The organism is Paraburkholderia sp. Clong3, assembly GCF_050436485.1.
Taxonomy (GTDB): Bacteria; Pseudomonadota; Gammaproteobacteria; order Burkholderiales; family Burkholderiaceae; genus Paraburkholderia; species Paraburkholderia tuberum.
In genome coordinates this window covers 2,459,493-2,474,795 of record NZ_JBNDMH010000003.1, presented here as the reverse complement: position 1 = coordinate 2,474,795, position 15,303 = coordinate 2,459,493, and the positions used below count along the sequence as shown (strand labels likewise).

The window sequence follows — 15,303 nt, the reverse complement described above, 5'->3', positions numbered from 1 at the left end:
ATGAACATATCCAAATTCTTCATCGATCGCCCGATCTTCGCAGGCGTGCTATCGGTATTGATCCTGCTCGGGGGCATCATCTCGCTGTTCAAGCTGCCCATTTCCGAGTATCCGGAAGTGGTGCCGCCTTCGGTGGTGGTGCACGCGCAGTATCCGGGCGCGAATCCGAAGGTGATCGCCGAGGCGGTCGCCGCGCCGCTCGAAGAGCAGATCAATGGTGTCGAGAACATGTTGTACATGCAGTCGCAGGCCAATAGCGACGGCAATCTGACACTGACCGTCACGTTCAAGCTCGGCACCAATCCCGACCTCGCGACGCAGCTCGTGCAGAACCGCGTCAACCAGGCGCTGCCGCGTCTGCCGGAAGACGTGCAGCGGCTCGGCGTGACGACGATCAAGAGTTCGCCGACGCTGACGATGGTCGTGCACCTGATCTCGCCGAACGATCGCTACGACATGACGTATCTGCGCAATTACGCGCTGCTCAACGTGAAGGATCGGCTCGCGCGGATTCAGGGCGTCGGCGAAGTGCAGCTGTGGGGCTCGGGCGATTACGCAATGCGTATCTGGCTCGATCCGCAGAAAGTCGCGCAGCGCGGTCTCACGGCGACCGAAGTCGTCAACGCGATCCGCGAGCAGAACATCCAGGTCGCGGCCGGTGTGATCGGTGCATCGCCGTCGGTGCCGGGCACGCAGTTGCAGTTGTCGGTGAATGCGCGCGGCCGTTTGAAGACCGAGGGCGAATTCGGCGACATCATCGTGAAGACCACGCCCGACGGCGGCGTGACCTATCTGCGCGATATCGCCCGGATCGAGCTCGCGGCGTCGGAATATGGCCTGCGTTCGCTGCTCGACAATAAGCCCGCGGTTGCGCTCGCGATCAATCAGGCGCCGGGTGCGAACTCGCTCGCGATTTCAGAGCAGGTGCGCGCGGCGATGAAGGAACTCGCCGAAGACATGCCGGCCGGCGTCGAATACCGGATCGTCTACGACCCGACGCAGTTCGTGCGTTCGAGTATCGAGGCGGTGATCCATACGCTGCTCGAAGCGATCGCGCTGGTCGTGATCGTCGTGATCGTGTTCCTGCAGACGTGGCGCGCGTCGATCATTCCGTTGATCGCGGTGCCGGTGTCGATCGTCGGTACGTTCTCGCTGCTGCTTGCGTTCGGCTTCTCGATCAACGCGTTGTCGCTGTTCGGCATGGTGCTCGCGATCGGCATCGTGGTCGACGATGCGATCGTCGTGGTGGAGAACGTCGAGCGCAACATCGAGAGCGGGCTCAGTGCGCGCGATGCGACCTACAAGGCGATGCGCGAAGTGAGCGGGCCGATCATCGCGATTGCACTGACGCTCGTCGCCGTGTTCGTGCCGCTCGCGTTCATGACGGGTCTCACGGGCCAGTTCTACAAGCAGTTCGCGATGACCATCGCGATCTCGACGGTGATCTCGGCGTTCAATTCGCTGACCCTGTCGCCGGCGTTGTCCGCGCTGCTGCTGCGCAGCCACGGCGAGAAGGAAGACTGGCTGACGCGTGTGATGAACCGTGTGCTCGGCGGCTTCTTCAAGCGTTTCAACAAGGTCTTTCATCGTGGTTCGGAAGCCTACGGCCGCGGCGTGACCGGCGTGCTGAGCCGCAAGGGCGCGATGCTCGCGGTGTACGCGATCCTCGTCGGTGCAACCGTATTGGTGGCGCGGGTCGTGCCGGGCGGCTTCGTGCCCGCGCAGGACAAGGAGTATCTGATCGCGTTCGCGCAGTTGCCGAACGGTGCCTCGCTCGATCGCACGGAGAAGGTGATCCGCGATATGAGCGCGATCGCGCTGAAGCAGCCGGGCGTCGAAAGCGCGGTGGCCTTCCCTGGTCTGTCGGTGAATGGCTTCACGAATAGTTCGAGCGCGGGCATCGTGTTCGTCACGCTGAAGCCGTTCAAGGAGCGCGGCAACAGGAAGCTCTCGGCAGGCGCGATTGCCGGTGCGCTGAATCGGCAGTACGGCGCGATCAAGGACTCGTTCGTCGCGGTGTTCCCGCCGCCGCCGGTGCTCGGGCTCGGCACGCTCGGAGGCTTCAAGATGCAGCTCGAAGATCACGGCGCGCTCGGTTACGCGGAACTCAACAAGGCTGCCGAAGCATTCGTGAAGCGCGCGGCGCAAACGCCCGAACTTGGGCCGACCTTCTCCAGCTATCAGATCAACGTGCCGCAGCTGAACGTCGATCTCGATCGCGTGAAGGCGAAGCAGCTCGGCGTGCCGGTCACGGACGTGTTCGACACGATGCAGATCTATCTGGGCTCTCTGTACGTGAACGACTTCAACCGCTTCGGTCGCGTGTATCAGGTGCGCGTGCAGGCGGATGCGCCGTTCCGTCAACGCGCCGACGACATCCTGCAACTGAAGACGCGCAACGCGGCGGGCGAGATGGTGCCGTTGTCGTCGCTCGTCACGGTGACGCCGACCTACGGACCGGAGATGGTGGTGCGCTACAACGGCTACACGGCGGCCGACATCAACGGCGGCCCAGCGCCCGGCTTTTCGTCGGGACAGGCGCAGGCCGCGGCCGAACGCGTGGCCGCCGAGGTGCTGCCGCGCGGCGTGAAGCTCGAGTGGACCGATCTCACGTATCAGCAGATCCTCGCCGGCAATGCGGGCATGTGGGTGTTCCCGATCAGCGTGCTGCTCGTGTTCCTCGTGCTCGCCGCGCTGTACGAAAGCCTGACGCTGCCGCTCGCCGTGATCCTGATCGTGCCGATGAGCGTGCTGTCAGCGCTGACCGGCGTGTGGCTCACCGGCGGCGACAACAACATCTTCACGCAGATCGGTTTGATGGTACTGGTGGGCTTGTCCGCGAAGAACGCGATCCTGATCGTCGAGTTTGCGCGTGAGCTCGAACACGACGGACGCAGTCCGCTGCAGGCCGCGATCGAAGCGAGCCGTCTGCGTCTGCGGCCGATTCTGATGACGTCGATCGCCTTCATCATGGGCGTGGTGCCGCTGGTGTTGTCGAGCGGCGCGGGCTCGGAGATGCGTCACGCGATGGGCGTCGCGGTGTTCTTCGGCATGCTCGGCGTCACGCTGTTCGGCCTGATGCTGACGCCGGTGTTCTATGTGGTGCTGCGTTCGCTCGCGGGCGGGACGATTCACGTCGCGCAGAAGGATGCGCCGCGCTACGGCGCGCCCGTTACGGACGCCTGAGGAGAAAACAACAATGAAACGCTTTGAATCTCGCTTTGTATCTTTGCGCGGATGGGGCCGCGCGGCCGCGAGCGGTTTGCTGATCGCCCTGCTGGCCGCTTGTTCGGTCGAGCCGACGTACAAGCGTCCCGACGTCGATACGCCGGCGGCGTTCAAGGAAGCGCCGGCGATGGCGACGTCGGCTGCGGCTGCGTCGGGCGTGGCGGCTGGTTCGGCCGCGTCGGCGCAAAACACCGGCACGTGGAAGCCGGCCCAGCCCGCCGACGACGCCCTGCGTGGCGAATGGTGGAAGGTGTTCGGCGACCCGCAGCTCGACGCGCTCGAAGAGCAGGCCGCCGCCGCGAACCAGGACCTGAAGGCCGCAGCAGCGCGCGTGCAGCAGGCGCGCGCGGTCACGCAGGCGGCGAAGTCCGACTGGTTCCCGAAGTTCGACGCGGGCTTCGGCCCGACCCGCGAGCGTGCGTCGGCGGCGTCGCAATTCCTGCCGGACAGCGCGGGCGGCACGACGGGCACGATCTGGCGCGCGCAGGTCGGCGCGTCGTATGAGGCGGATCTGTTCGGGCGGGTCAGCTCGAACGTGAACGCGTCGCGCTCGGACGAGCAGCAGAGCGAAGCGCTGTTTCGCTCGGTGCAGCTGTCGTTGCAGGCCGATGTCGCGCAGAACTACTTCCAGTTGCGCGAGCTCGACACCGACCAGGATCTGTATCGCCGCACCGTCGCGTTGCGCGAGGACACGCTGAAGCTCGTCGAGCGGCGCTTCAAGGAAGGCGATATCAGCGAGCTGGATCTGTCGCGCTCGCGTAACGAGCTCGCGAGCGCGCGTGCCGATGCGGTCGGCGTCGCGCGGCAACGGGCGGCCTCGGAGCATAGCCTCGCGATTCTGCTCGGCAAGCCGCCCGCGGATTTCTCGTTCGCGGAACAACCGCTCGCGCCGGTGGCGGTGCGCGTGCCGCCGGGTTTGCCGTCGGCGCTGCTCGAACGCAGGCCGGACATCGCGGCAGCCGAACGCGCGATGCAGGCAGCGAACGCGCGCGTCGGGCTCGCGAAGTCGGCGTTCTTCCCGAAGCTCGACATCACGGGCGCGTTCGGCTTTGAATCGGCGACGCTCGGCGATCTGTTCATGTGGTCGAGCCGCGCGTTCATCCTCGGTCCGTTCGCGGGTACCGCGCTGACGGTGCCGATCTTCGACGGCGGCCGTCGCAAGGCCAATCTCGCGCAGGCCCGTTCGAAGTACGACGAGGACGTCGCGCAATATCGCCAGCAGGTGCTCGTGGCGTTCCGTGAAGTCGAGGACAATCTTGCCGATCTGCGCTTGCTCGACGATCAGATGCGCGAGCAGAACGACGCGGTCGATGCGTCGCAGCGCGCCGCGCATCTGTCACGCACGCAGTACACGGAGGGCGCGGTCAGCTATCTCGACGTGATCGATGGCGAGCGGCAGGTGCTGCAGTCGCAATTGCAGGCGAGCCATCTGGCGGGCACGCAGGCGGTCGCGACCGTGAATCTGATTCGCGCGCTCGGTGGCGGTTGGGGCGATGTGACGGCGGGGGATACGGCGGTGGGGGCGGCGCCGGTGCCGGTTGGTGCTTCCGGCGGCGCGGCGGCTTCGCTGGCTGCGGCTTCCGGCTCTGCGGCCGGTGCCGCATCGGTTTCAGCGCAGCAGCAGGTGGCGAAGCGCTGAATTCCTAAGCCTGTTGGCAAGCGCTTCATCGACCTCATCAACGACGCTTGGCATTCTCGGCGCGACGGTGATGCCGCATAACCTGTATCTGCACTCGTCGATCGTGCAGACCCGCGCGGTGAAGCGCGATCCGGCCAGCATCCGCTCGGCGATCGGCATGTCACGCATCGACACGATCGCATCGCTCGTGATCGCGGCGCTGATCAACATGGCGATCCTGATTCTCGCGGCCGCCGCGTTTTACGCGACGGGCCACGACCAGGTCACGCAGATCGAGGACGCCTACCGGCTGCTAGCGCCGATCGTCGGCACCGGCTTCGCCGCCTTCCTGTTCGCGATCACGCTGCTCGCGTCGGGACAAAGCTCGACGTTCACCGGTACGGTGGCGGGGCAGGTCATCATGGAAGGCTTCCTGAAAATGAAGATTCCGTGCTGGCAGCGGCGCTTCATCACGCGAGCGCTCGCGCTGTATCCGCTGATCCGCATGACTAGCGACCGCTCGCTGATAGGCGAATTCGCCAACACGCTGCCGACGCGCCTGCTCGTGTGGACGCTGTTTGTTGCGATCAGTGCGGCGAATCTGTGGCTCGTTGCCCAGACGGTGGGGCTGGCCGGTTGATCTGAACGACCGGTATTCGGCACGCCGGTCTGCCCGGCGCGAAGGCGAAAAAAATCCGCGCAGTTCAATCACTGCGCGGAATCATGTGAGCTTCGGTTTGAATCGGGTCGAGCGCGTCTCGCGACGGCGAATCGATCGGTCAAGCGGCCTGCGCAACCTGCGCCGCGTCGAGCGCTTCCCGGCGCGCGGCTGCTGCCTTCTTCGTCTTGCCGGCACGCGACGGCGGCTGGCAGGCGCCGCACACGACGTTGTGCTGCAGGTCGTGCTTGTGCGCGACGAACTTGCCGGTACAGCGGCAGCATCTGGTCAACTGCAGGATGTCGGCGTCGAAGAAACGCACGAGCGTCCACGCGCGCGTCAGATCGAGCACCGGCTCGGTTTCGCTGTGCTGACAGTGTTCGAGATACAGCCGATAGCCCTTGGTCAGCGCATCCAGATGCGAGCAGCGCGCTTCGTTCTTGAGGAACAGGTACGTGTTGTAGAACAGCGACGCGTGAATGTTCGCGAGCCACGTCATGTACCAGTCCGCCGAGAACGGCAGCATGCCCTTGGGCGGCGATACGCCCTTGACCTCGCGATACAGGCGGATCATACGGTCGCGCGACAGCGTCAGCTCGCTCTCGAGCACCTGCATGCGGGCGCCGAGTTCGATCAGTGCGATCGCGCGAAATACTTCCTGTGCATCTTCGGTCAGGCTTCGCTTGAGCATTGCAGTCACCTCGATCAGGCAAATTGCTCGGCGGGCTGGCCTGCAAGCAGGATCGCCGTGTGGGTCGGTGCAACTGCGGTGTGCTTCGTCGTTTGCGTCAACGCCGACAGCATCGCGTGGTCGTTGAAGCGGAAGAAGCACAAAAGCTGGTCGGAAGCGGCCAGCTTGACGATTTGCGCGAGCGACAGCCCGGCAAGCAAGTCAGCCAGTTCCGACGACAGTCCCAGCCGGAACATTCCGACCGGCTTGTCCTCGCGCAACATGCGTTGCGCGAGCATGATGTAAGACAAGTTGATCTCGCGGATTGAATCCAGCGTCTCGCTGCTACGGTCCATTTTGTCTGTTTCCGAAGCCCCGAATTACTATGTCGGCTTTGCGCCGTTATGTCTTTTCTGCCTCGCCGGCAACGCGGCCTCCGGCTACATGTTGCTACTTGCTACAGACAGCGAACATTTGATACAAGACGTTACATTTCGTAACAGCTCGGGACGAATTGTATGAAGGCTAAAAGCAGAAATCAATCCCTTCTCAAAAAAATATCTCAAAAAACTACATCATTTTTCGGTAAGTTTTTCACGCCATTGTAATGAATGATGCCAAGTGAATTTATAGCTCTTTCGACACTGGCCTCTATTCCATGAAAACCCTTGCTGGATGGGCATCCTACGCGACTGTCCGAGACGTGCGTCCGCACCGCGCGGCGATCGGTAAATTTGTTTTGGATTAGAAAGGAACAGAAAGCGATGGAATGGACGGTAATAAATACTCGCGCTGGGTGGCGCGTGAGGGGCGGATGGAGCCTGTAACCGTATGAAGCGTCCCCCGTTACAAACTACGCAAACGAGGGCCGGATTTGTAACGGCTCGATGAGGATGGGCAGCCGGTCTGGCGCACGCGTGCGACCCCGAGACCGAACAGCGGTCGCAGACGCGTACCGATCACGTTGCGGACGGAGGCTGCGAGAAGCCAGTGCCGTGCAGGCTGCCTGACATGATGTCGGTGCAATAGGACGACATTACAACGTTGACGAGGCGCCGGGAATGGCCGCAAGGAAGCGTTGTCAATGATTCCGAGGGCGCTATGCGAGGAATCGCGCCATCAGATCCTCGTCATGAAACACCCCGTCGACGTTCAAGGCGCCGACTTCGCACCCATATTTGCGAAAGCCGAGCGATTCGTACAGCCTGCGCGCCGCGTCGTTGCGGCTACCCACGGTCAGCTGCACCTGTCGCAAACCGTGGACGCGCGCCGCGCGCGTCAGCAACTCGCCGAGCAGCGCGCGCCCGACCCCACGACCAGCCGCTTCCTGTGCGACATACATGCCGACCACGTTCGCCTTGTGCCGCTCCTTGTGGGCTTTATTGCGCAGCAGACCGACGACGCCGATCAGCGGAGCGTCGGCCGACGCATACGCGCCAAGCAGAAACGTGCCTTCCGTCTCCGAGCCCTGCAGTGTCACGTCATGCTGCCCGGCGCCTTTCGCCAGCGCTTCGTCGTGGCTTTGTCCGAACGAAGCGGGGTGCGCCTTCAGCCCGCGCAGACGAAGCTGGAAATAGGCGTCCCGGTCGGCGGGTCCGAGTTGGCGGATCAGCAGGGTGTCGACGTTGACGGACATCTCACTTATTCGTGGTGAGTGGAGTGGAGGTACGCGAGCGGCTAGCCGCGCTGGTGTTCGGCAAATTCGCGCAGCGCCGACGCGGTTTGCTGATCCGCCGGAAAGAACGCCTCGATGGCGAGTTCCGACAGCGTAACGTCCACGGGCGTGCCGAACACCGTGGTGGTGCTGAAAAACGACAGCACGCCAAGCGGCGTACGCAGCCGCAATGGCACGGCGATCTGGTTGAGGACTGCATCGTCCAGCGTCGAGGCGTCTGCATCCGGCGGCGCGGGGTAGCCGGCCAGTTCGTCGCGTAGTGCGCTCAGCGTGTCGTCGCCGCTGACGTCGATCTGCCGTTGCAGGCGGCCCAGCACATGCTCGCGCCACGCATGCCAGTTGACGATCGACGCCGCAATGCCATGCGGATGCAGACTCAGGCGCAGTGCGTTGACCGGTGGCTTCAACAGTTCGGGACTCGCGCCGCTCAACAACGGCGCAATCGCATTGTTGGTCGCGACGATGGTCCAGTGCCGGTCGATCGCGAGGGCCGGGTAGGGCTCATGTCCTTTGAGCACCAGTTCGACGGCTTCGCGTGCGGCGGCGAGCTGCGGGTCGGAGAGGGGACGTTCGCGAAACAGCGGCGCGTAACCGGCCGCGACGAGCAGAGCATTGCGCGCGCGCAACGGCACGTCGAGGCGCTCGGCGAGATGCATGACCATTTCCCGGCTCGGTAGCGCGCGCCCCGATTCGACAAAGCTCAGATGGCGGGTCGAAATGTCAGCCTCCGTGGCGAGCAGCAACTGACTCATGCGCCGCCGCTGCCGCCATTCGCGGAGAAGTTCGCCGACCGCCCGAGTGCCGATCGGCGCGGATGATGGAGCCGCTTGTGCAATAGAGAGTGTGTTCATGCCACCGATCATAGTCAAAGCGTGCAAGCAATCGATTACCTGAGAGGTAATGCCCCGCCAATTTCAGTCAACGAGACGCGTGCCCGGCTCAGGCGGCAGCCAGGCGCAACGGCACGGCAGTGAATTTGACGCCGATCGCACTCGCCAGTTTGAGGACCGTGTCCATGCGTGGCTTGGAGCCGGGCGCGAGTGTCTTGTAGAGGCTTTCGCGGCCCAGGCCCGCTGCCGCGGCGATCTTCGTGATGCCACGTGCCTTGGCGATATCCGCGATGGCGGCGAGCAGCAGATCGGAGTCGCCTTCGTCGAGGGCGGCGTTCAGATAGGCCGCGACCATTTCGTCGTTGTCGAGGTACTTCGATGCATCGAAGCGTGCCGTTTTGATCTTGCTCATGACCGTTCCTTTCTGATGGTTGTCCACATTGCTCCGGCATGCCTGATATCCGCCTGCTGCGTGGACTTGTTACCCCCGCAGAGCAGCAGATACATCATGCGTTCCTCGCGCGCGTAGTAGACCCGGTAACCCGGCCCGCAATCGATGCGCATCTCGAACACGCCGTTTTCCAGCAACTTCGCGTCACCGAAAAGCCCGCGTTCCGCGCGGCGGAGCCGCACGAGAATTTGCGCCTTCGCCTTGAGGTCGGTGAGGCCGTGAAGCCAACGGTCGAACTCTTCGGTGCAGTTGATCGTGTACACGCGCGGTGTTTCGATCTGCGGATGATTGTATCTCCGGGGATACGGTCGTGCAAGCGAGAAAAGCGTCTCGATAAAGCGGTCCAAGCGGTCCTCCTGTTCATTGCATTGCCCGCCTCGCGATGTCGTCGGCGGGCTTCGATGAGTCACTTGAGGTTAGCGGTGCGAAGGTTTTTTGACGACTCGGCCGAATGACCTATTTGGCGAGAAAAACAGTGAAAAGCGCTGCGTGACAGCGAAGGCTGCATCCGCTTGATTACCTCTCACGTAATCGACGCAATGCGCGCGAGTCGTCAATCTTCATTCCGAGCCCGCCGCATGCGATGCGTATGCCGCGCGAAGTGCTCAGTCCTGTCAATCGAGGAGTTTGAGATGAATGCGCATACCGATTTGATCGACCGTTATTTCGATACCTGGAACGAGACCGATGGCGCGCGTCGTCGCGAGTTGATCGCGGCAACGTGGAGCGCCGATGCCGACTATCGCGACCCGCTGCTGGCGGGCGCGGGCCACGATGGCATCGACGCCATGATCCGCGCGGTGCATGAGCGTTTTCCGCATCACACGTTTCGCCGTACGACCGACGTCGACGGCTTCGCGAATCGCCTGCGCTTCTCGTGGGCACTGACGACCCCCGCGGGCGAGGCGATCGTGAAGGGCTCGGACTTCGGCGTGGTGGACGCGCATGGGCGTCTGCAAGCGGTCACCGGTTTTCTCGACGAAACCCCCGGCGCCGCCTGAGGCGTTTTTCACGGAGACGATCATGCATCAGCCCGCCGCTGCCAAGCCCGCACAAGTCCATCTCGCGTTGCTGCGCGTCGCGGCCGCGCTCGATGCGTTATCGAGTGCGATCGCCGGTTTCGCGCTGCTCGGCGGCGCGCGGGCGTTCATGTTCATCGCACTGCTCGGTTGGCGCGAGCCGGTGCTCGGCGGCGCGGGGCTCGTGTTGCTCGCTTTGGTCGGATGGCTGCGCTGGCAATGCGGTGCGTGCGCAGCGCCGCAAGACGTCCGGCGCGCTTGCTACAATCGATCGTCGTGCGGATGAAGCGTGACACCCCCGCAGCATGTTCCCAACCGAACGACCTGGAGAGCCCGTGCTGAAAAATCTGGACCCGCTACTGAACGCCGATATCCTGCACGCGCTGCGCTCGATGGGCCACGGCGACGAGCTCGTGATCTGCGACGCCAACTTCCCGGCCGACGCCGTCGCGCGCGATACCGTGCTCGGCAAGCCGCTGCGTCTCGACGGCGTCAGTTCGCCGCGCGCGATCCGCGCGGTGTTGTCGGTGCTGCCGCTCGACACCTTTATCGAGCATCCCGCGTCGCGCATGGAAGTGGTTGGCGAGCCGCACACGATTCCCGCGGTGCAGCGCGAAGCGCAAGCCGAGGTCAACGCGGGCGAGGGGCGCGAGGTGCCCTTCGTGTCGATCGAGCGGTTCGCGTTTTACGAGCGTGCGCGTCAGGCATACTGTGTGATCGCGACGGGCGAGGAGCGCGGCTACGGCTGCTTCGTATTCACGAAGGGCGTGTTGCTCGCGCCGGACGCGCCACGCGTATAGTCGCTACCACCTTTCTCGATTCATCACGACAAACCCATGAGCTTCCAGCTAGCCAGTCTCGATCATCTCGTTCTGAACGTCGCCGACGTCGAAGTGAGCGCGGCGTGGTACGCGCGGATGCTCGGCATGCGACGCACCGAGTTCGCGTCGCGCACCGGCACGCGCGTGGCGATGAACTATGGTAATCAGAAGATCAATCTGCGTCCCGCGTCGGCCGATACCGTCGCCTGGTTCACGTCGCGCGAGGCGGTGCCGGGCACGGCGGACCTGTGCTTCGTGACCACCGCAAGCCCGGACGACGTCAAGGCGCATTGGCTCGCGCAAGGCGTTGCTATCGAGGCGGGGCCGGTGGAGCGCGACGGCGCGCGCGGCAAGATGACCTCGGTGTATTGCCGCGACCCGGACGGCAACCTGATCGAGGTCGCCACGTATCCGTCAGCTTGAGCGGGCTTGGAAATCGCGGCCATTGCTCATATGCTCAGGGGCGAGGCGGGGAACTGAGCCCGTCCATTCGGGTCTGCTGCTTATTCAATACAGGAGTCCCCCCATGTCGCGTCCCGTCGATTTCGGCATTATTTTCATCGCCCGTCTTGCGCTTTCCGTGCTGTTCCTGTGGAGCGGGGTGATGAAACTGCTGGGCTATGCGGGCTTCGTCGGCTACCTGCATTCGAAAGGCGTGCCGTTCGTGCAGATCGCCGCGCCGATCGCAACCGCGGTCGAGGTGCTCGGCGGCCTGCTGCTCGTGGTCGGCTTCAAGGTACGACCGCTCGCGCTGGTCATGGCGGTGTATACGGTCGCGACGGCGGTGCTCGGCCACGACTTCTGGAATATCACCGACCCGGCCTTGCAGCACGACATGGTGATTCATTTCTGGAAGAACATCGGAATCGCGGGCGGTTTCCTGCTGCTGTTCGTTACCGGCGCGGGGCGACTGAGCATCGACAACGCGCGCGCGCCGCGCGGCGGACTCGGCGGCCTGTAAAGCGGGCTGTCAAGCGCGAGCGCGCGCAGTCGGCGCGGCCCGCATCCTGCTACACAGCAGGATTTCCAATCCGCGCCAATCATGGGAGCAGATGATGATTCAGAACTTCGAGCAAATGATCGGCGGCAAGCTCACGCAACTGTGCGCGAGTCTCGGCGAAGGGCCGACGCCGCATCGTGTGATCATCAGCCTCGCCGAGTCGGCGAAGACGCTGGTGGTTCTGGATGCGTCCGGATTCATCGGCACGCTGAAGGCGGACATCGAGGACCCGGAAAAGCTGGTCGCGGATGCGATCGCCAAAGCGCGCAACGAAGGCCTGATCGAGCGCGCAATCGCTACCGGCACGATTCAGGAGACGTCGCTGTAGGCGCCTGCATTACACACCGCTTACTTGCTCGCGGCGCTCGCGCCGCGCGCAGACGATGCCGCCGCGTGCGGCTCCGGATGCACGAAACACGCGAGCACGAGACCCAGCACCAGCAGTCCCACCGAAATAGCCGTCGCCGCTTGCATCCCCGGCACGATCTGCGTCGCGGCCGCACCGCCCGCGAGCGCGCCGAAGGCCGCCACACCCACCGCGCCGCCGGCCTGGCGCGCCGTGTTCAATACCGCCGACGCCGTGCCCGCGCGTCGCGCTTCGGTCGATGCGAGCACCGCCGTGGTCATCGCCGGCACTGCGAGTCCCATGCCCGACGGAATCAGCAAAAACGGCAGCAGCAGGCCAATCAGCGGCGTCTCGGCGTCGACGAGATGCAGCAGGCCATAGCCGAGACCAGCCGTGATCGCGCCGAGGATCATCGGCACGCGCACTCCCAGGCGGCCGATCACCCAGCCGCTCGCGACGTTCGAGATCAGGAAGCCGCCCGTCAGCGGCAGGAACGCGAGGCCCGCCTGCAACGGCGTGTAGCCGCGCACGCGCTGCAGGTAAAGGCTCAGCACGAACACCATGCCGTAATACGTCAGATTCACGCAGATGCCGAACAGCACCGCCGCGCTGAACGTGCGCGTGCCGAACAGCGACAGCGGCAGCATCGGGCGCGCGACGCGCGCTTCGACGAACACGAACGCACCCGCCGCCAGCAGCGCCAGCACGAAGCCGCCGGCGACCAGCGGATGCGCGAGCCCGAGCGGCCGCCATTCGATCACTGCGGCGACGAACGCGGTTAGCGCGACGATCGCGAGACACTGGCCGCCGAGATCGATGCCGCGTGGCGTCGCGCCGGTGTTGCCGCGAGCGGCGGCCGGCACGCCGCGTTGCGAGGTTTGCGGACGCGGAATCCACAGCAATGTCGCGAGCAGGCCGGCCGCGCAGATCGGTAGATTGACGAGAAAGATGCTGCGCCAGCCGAACGCGGCGATCAGCAGACCGCCAGCCACCGGCCCGGCCGCGATCGAAATCGCGCCGGAGGCGGTCCACAGGCCGACCGCGCGTGCCCGCAGCTTCGGTTCGTGGCCGAACGACTGATTGAGCAGCGCGAGCGAATTCGGCAGCATCGCGGCCGCGCCGATGCCCTGCACCGCGCGCGCGGCGATCAGCATCGGGGCGTCGAGCGCGAGCCCGCAGGCCAGCGACGCGAGCGCGAACAGCACGATTCCGCACGCATACATGCGCCGCGCGCCGAAGCGGTCGCCGAGCGCGCCGGCCGACAGCATCAGCACCGCAAACGCGAGCGTGTATGCATCGACGACCCATTGCAGGCCCGCGACGTTCGCGTGCAGGTCCGCGCCGATTCGTGGCAACGCGATGTTGACGATGGTCACGTCGAGTTGCGTGACCACGAAGCCGACGCTGACGGTCGCGAGAACGCGACCGAGGGCGGGCGAAAAGGAGGGTGTGGATGAGTTCATGACTGCATCGTAAGCCCGATGCAGCGCGCCACGTTTCGGCGTGGCGTGAAGTATGGATGTCGCCGGATCAACGCCCCCGCGGCGCATCCTTGATGAACAGCGTGGTCAGCGCGCCCAGCACGCAGATCGCCGCGACGTACAGCGGCGCGGCCAGCGGGTTCGACTTCATCATCAGCGATACGGCGATCGGCGTCAGACCGCCGAACACCGCATACGCGACGTTGTACGAGAACGAGATGCCCGAGAAGCGCACCACCGGCGGGAATCCGCGGACCATCACGAGCGGAATCGCGCCGATCACGCCGACGAAAAGTCCGGCCAGTGCATACAGCGGCACGAGCAGGGACGTATCGACGGCCAACTGGCGAAACATCACGTAGTACGTGATCGCAAGCGCAATGCCGCCGACGAAAATCGTGCGACCCGCGCCAATGCGTCCGGCGATCGAACCCGCCACCACGCAGCCGATCGTCAGGCACAGCGTCGCGACACAGTTCGCGAGCAGCGCGGTGGCCGGCTCGATGTGAAATTGCTTTTGCAGCAGCGTCGGCGTCATCAGGATCACGACGACGATCGCCGCCGACAGCATCCAGGTGAGCAGCATCGACACGATCACCGCGCGGCCGTGATCGCGCAGTACGGCCTTCAGCGGCACTTCCGCGGCGATCGCCTTGCGTTGCTTCAGTTCGGCGAACACCGGCGTCTCGTGCAGCCAGCGGCGCAGATAGACCGAGAACATACCGAACACGCCGCCGATGAGGAACGGAACACGCCACGCATATTCGGAAATATCGGCCGGCGTGAAATGGCGATTGACCGCCGACGCAATCAGCGAGCCGAGCAGAATGCCCGCCGTGAGGCCGGCCGTCAGCGTGCCGCACGCATAGCCGACGTGCCGCCCGGGCACATGCTCCGAGACGAACACCCATGCGCCCGGGACTTCGCCGCCGACCGCCGCGCCCTGCATTACGCGGAACAGCAATAGCAGCACCGGCGCGAGCACGCCGATGCTCGCGTAGGTGGGCATCAGGCCCATCAGCAGCGTCGGCACCGACATCAGCAGCACGCTCAGCGTGAACATGCGCTTGCGGCCGAACAGGTCGCCGAAGTGCGCCATGATGATGCCGCCGAGCGGCCGCGCCAGATAACCGGCCGCGAAAATGCCGAAGGTCTGCACCTGACGCAGCCAGTCCGGCATCGCCGCCGGGAAAAACAGCTGGCCGATCGCCGGCGCGAAGAAAACGAAGATGATGAAGTCGTAGAACTCGAGCGCTCCGCCGAGCGCGGCGAGACCGAGTGTCTTGTAATCGCTGTGCCCAAGCGGGCGGGGGGTGACAGCCTGCGCTCCACCCAGATTTGTCGCTTGCATTGCCATGTCTTTTGATGAATTGTGAGCCACGCGGGAGACGCGTGGACATACGGCGGTTGTCGGGCGAGAAGTGTGGCAGGCGCTGGGTAGAGCACGGGACACGGGCGCGCTGTCCGGATAGGGCGGGCGCGCTGACGACGGAGGCCGGCGCGGAT

General features: G+C 64.5%; 17 protein-coding genes. 9 read left to right on the top strand and 8 right to left on the bottom strand.

All coding sequences use genetic code 11. The features are described 5' to 3' along the window. From OKW30_RS34660 to OKW30_RS34650, 3 genes are read left to right on the top strand one after another with little or no spacing between them, the layout of a single operon-like run. Nucleotides 1-3,186: an efflux RND transporter permease subunit gene (locus OKW30_RS34660; RefSeq protein ID WP_429348857.1), complete on the top strand. Its 3,186-nt coding sequence runs from the start codon at nt 1-3 to the stop codon at nt 3,184-3,186. 13 nt (nt 3,187-3,199) lie between these two features. Continuing rightward, nucleotides 3,200-4,867 carry an efflux transporter outer membrane subunit gene (locus OKW30_RS34655; protein ID WP_429348856.1) on the top strand — a complete coding sequence of 556 codons (1,668 nt, stop codon included), beginning with the start codon at nt 3,200-3,202 and terminating at the stop codon, nt 4,865-4,867. Beyond that, nucleotides 4,770-5,486, top strand: a complete 717-nt coding sequence (locus OKW30_RS34650; RefSeq protein WP_311539297.1) for an Nramp family divalent metal transporter — start codon at nt 4,770-4,772, stop codon at nt 5,484-5,486. Before OKW30_RS34655 ends, OKW30_RS34650 begins: the two co-directional genes overlap by 98 nt. Before the next feature lie 139 nt (nt 5,487-5,625). Here the strand turns inward: OKW30_RS34650 and flhC are convergent, their stop codons facing one another. From flhC to OKW30_RS34620, 6 genes are all read right to left on the bottom strand, one after another. Further along, complete coding sequence (gene flhC, locus OKW30_RS34645) at nt 5,626-6,195, bottom strand: flagellar transcriptional regulator FlhC (protein ID WP_018423439.1); 570 nt, start codon at nt 6,193-6,195, stop codon at nt 5,626-5,628. Between the two features lie 14 nt (nt 6,196-6,209). Continuing rightward, nucleotides 6,210-6,530 carry a flagellar transcriptional regulator FlhD gene (gene flhD / locus OKW30_RS34640; RefSeq protein ID WP_184007179.1) on the bottom strand — a complete coding sequence of 107 codons (321 nt, stop codon included), beginning with the start codon at nt 6,528-6,530 and terminating at the stop codon, nt 6,210-6,212. Nucleotides 6,531-7,273: 743 nt separating this feature from the next. After that, nucleotides 7,274-7,810, bottom strand: a complete 537-nt coding sequence (locus OKW30_RS34635) for a GNAT family N-acetyltransferase (RefSeq protein ID WP_184063036.1) — start codon at nt 7,808-7,810, stop codon at nt 7,274-7,276. A 41-nt stretch (nt 7,811-7,851) separates the two neighbouring features. Then, on the bottom strand, nt 7,852-8,700 hold the full coding sequence (locus OKW30_RS34630; RefSeq protein ID WP_184063034.1) for a helix-turn-helix domain-containing protein: 849 nt from the start codon (nt 8,698-8,700) through the stop codon (nt 7,852-7,854). A gap of 88 nt (nt 8,701-8,788) precedes the next feature. Beyond that, a complete protein-coding gene (locus OKW30_RS34625) occupies nt 8,789-9,091 on the bottom strand; it encodes an addiction module antidote protein (RefSeq protein ID WP_018423436.1) in 303 nt (100 codons plus the stop codon). Further along, the gene (locus OKW30_RS34620) at nt 9,088-9,477 is read right to left on the bottom strand and encodes a type II toxin-antitoxin system RelE/ParE family toxin (protein ID WP_221307591.1); all 390 of its coding nucleotides are present in this window, start codon (nt 9,475-9,477) and stop codon (nt 9,088-9,090) included. Before OKW30_RS34620 ends, OKW30_RS34625 begins: the two co-directional genes overlap by 4 nt. A gap of 285 nt (nt 9,478-9,762) precedes the next feature. Between OKW30_RS34620 and OKW30_RS34615 the strand changes: the two genes are divergently transcribed. The 6 genes from OKW30_RS34615 to OKW30_RS34590 all read left to right on the top strand — a co-directional run bounded on the left by OKW30_RS34615 (nt 9,763) and on the right by OKW30_RS34590 (nt 12,298). Then, nucleotides 9,763-10,131 (top strand): nuclear transport factor 2 family protein, encoded by a 369-nt coding sequence (locus OKW30_RS34615; RefSeq protein WP_176379337.1) that lies wholly within the window; start codon nt 9,763-9,765, stop codon nt 10,129-10,131. Between the two features lie 22 nt (nt 10,132-10,153). Beyond that, complete coding sequence (locus OKW30_RS34610; protein ID WP_184063032.1) at nt 10,154-10,435, top strand: hypothetical protein; 282 nt, start codon at nt 10,154-10,156, stop codon at nt 10,433-10,435. 49 nt (nt 10,436-10,484) lie between these two features. Then, a complete protein-coding gene (locus OKW30_RS34605) occupies nt 10,485-10,949 on the top strand; it encodes an RbsD/FucU family protein (protein ID WP_090806945.1) in 465 nt (154 codons plus the stop codon). A gap of 36 nt (nt 10,950-10,985) precedes the next feature. Next, entirely contained in the window at nt 10,986-11,393 is a 408-nt protein-coding gene (locus tag OKW30_RS34600) for a VOC family protein (RefSeq protein WP_090806942.1), read from the top strand. A gap of 103 nt (nt 11,394-11,496) precedes the next feature. Beyond that, nucleotides 11,497-11,931 carry a DoxX family protein gene (locus tag OKW30_RS34595; protein ID WP_018423430.1) on the top strand — a complete coding sequence of 145 codons (435 nt, stop codon included), beginning with the start codon at nt 11,497-11,499 and terminating at the stop codon, nt 11,929-11,931. A 94-nt stretch (nt 11,932-12,025) separates the two neighbouring features. After that, nucleotides 12,026-12,298 (top strand): hypothetical protein, encoded by a 273-nt coding sequence (locus OKW30_RS34590; RefSeq protein ID WP_184063403.1) that lies wholly within the window; start codon nt 12,026-12,028, stop codon nt 12,296-12,298. Nucleotides 12,299-12,318: 20 nt separating this feature from the next. Here the strand turns inward: OKW30_RS34590 and OKW30_RS34585 are convergent, their stop codons facing one another. Next, the gene (locus tag OKW30_RS34585) at nt 12,319-13,779 is read right to left on the bottom strand and encodes an MFS transporter (protein WP_429348855.1); all 1,461 of its coding nucleotides are present in this window, start codon (nt 13,777-13,779) and stop codon (nt 12,319-12,321) included. Between the two features lie 67 nt (nt 13,780-13,846). Next, a complete protein-coding gene (locus tag OKW30_RS34580; RefSeq protein WP_187626414.1) occupies nt 13,847-15,148 on the bottom strand; it encodes an MFS transporter in 1,302 nt (433 codons plus the stop codon). Between the last annotated feature and the right edge of the window lie 155 nt (nt 15,149-15,303).

What these genes read in the sequence shown, in the direction of transcription:
- OKW30_RS34625 (WP_018423436.1), bottom strand. Translation starts at nt 9,091, where the DNA reads ATGAGCAAGATCAAAACGGCACGCTTCGATGCATCGAAGTACCTCGAC.
- OKW30_RS34615 (WP_176379337.1), top strand. Translation starts at nt 9,763, where the DNA reads ATGAATGCGCATACCGATTTGATCGACCGTTATTTCGATACCTGGAAC.
- flhD (WP_184007179.1), bottom strand. Translation starts at nt 6,530, where the DNA reads ATGGACCGTAGCAGCGAGACGCTGGATTCAATCCGCGAGATCAACTTG.
- flhC (WP_018423439.1), bottom strand. Translation starts at nt 6,195, where the DNA reads ATGCTCAAGCGAAGCCTGACCGAAGATGCACAGGAAGTATTTCGCGCG.
- OKW30_RS34635 (WP_184063036.1), bottom strand. Translation starts at nt 7,810, where the DNA reads ATGTCCGTCAACGTCGACACCCTGCTGATCCGCCAACTCGGACCCGCC.
- OKW30_RS34660 (WP_429348857.1), top strand. Translation starts at nt 1, where the DNA reads ATGAACATATCCAAATTCTTCATCGATCGCCCGATCTTCGCAGGCGTG.
- OKW30_RS34580 (WP_187626414.1), bottom strand. Translation starts at nt 15,148, where the DNA reads ATGCAAGCGACAAATCTGGGTGGAGCGCAGGCTGTCACCCCCCGCCCG.
- OKW30_RS34610 (WP_184063032.1), top strand. Translation starts at nt 10,154, where the DNA reads ATGCATCAGCCCGCCGCTGCCAAGCCCGCACAAGTCCATCTCGCGTTG.
- OKW30_RS34590 (WP_184063403.1), top strand. Translation starts at nt 12,026, where the DNA reads ATGATTCAGAACTTCGAGCAAATGATCGGCGGCAAGCTCACGCAACTG.
- OKW30_RS34595 (WP_018423430.1), top strand. Translation starts at nt 11,497, where the DNA reads ATGTCGCGTCCCGTCGATTTCGGCATTATTTTCATCGCCCGTCTTGCG.
- OKW30_RS34630 (WP_184063034.1), bottom strand. Translation starts at nt 8,700, where the DNA reads ATGAACACACTCTCTATTGCACAAGCGGCTCCATCATCCGCGCCGATC.
- OKW30_RS34585 (WP_429348855.1), bottom strand. Translation starts at nt 13,779, where the DNA reads ATGAACTCATCCACACCCTCCTTTTCGCCCGCCCTCGGTCGCGTTCTC.
- OKW30_RS34600 (WP_090806942.1), top strand. Translation starts at nt 10,986, where the DNA reads ATGAGCTTCCAGCTAGCCAGTCTCGATCATCTCGTTCTGAACGTCGCC.
- OKW30_RS34655 (WP_429348856.1), top strand. Translation starts at nt 3,200, where the DNA reads ATGAAACGCTTTGAATCTCGCTTTGTATCTTTGCGCGGATGGGGCCGC.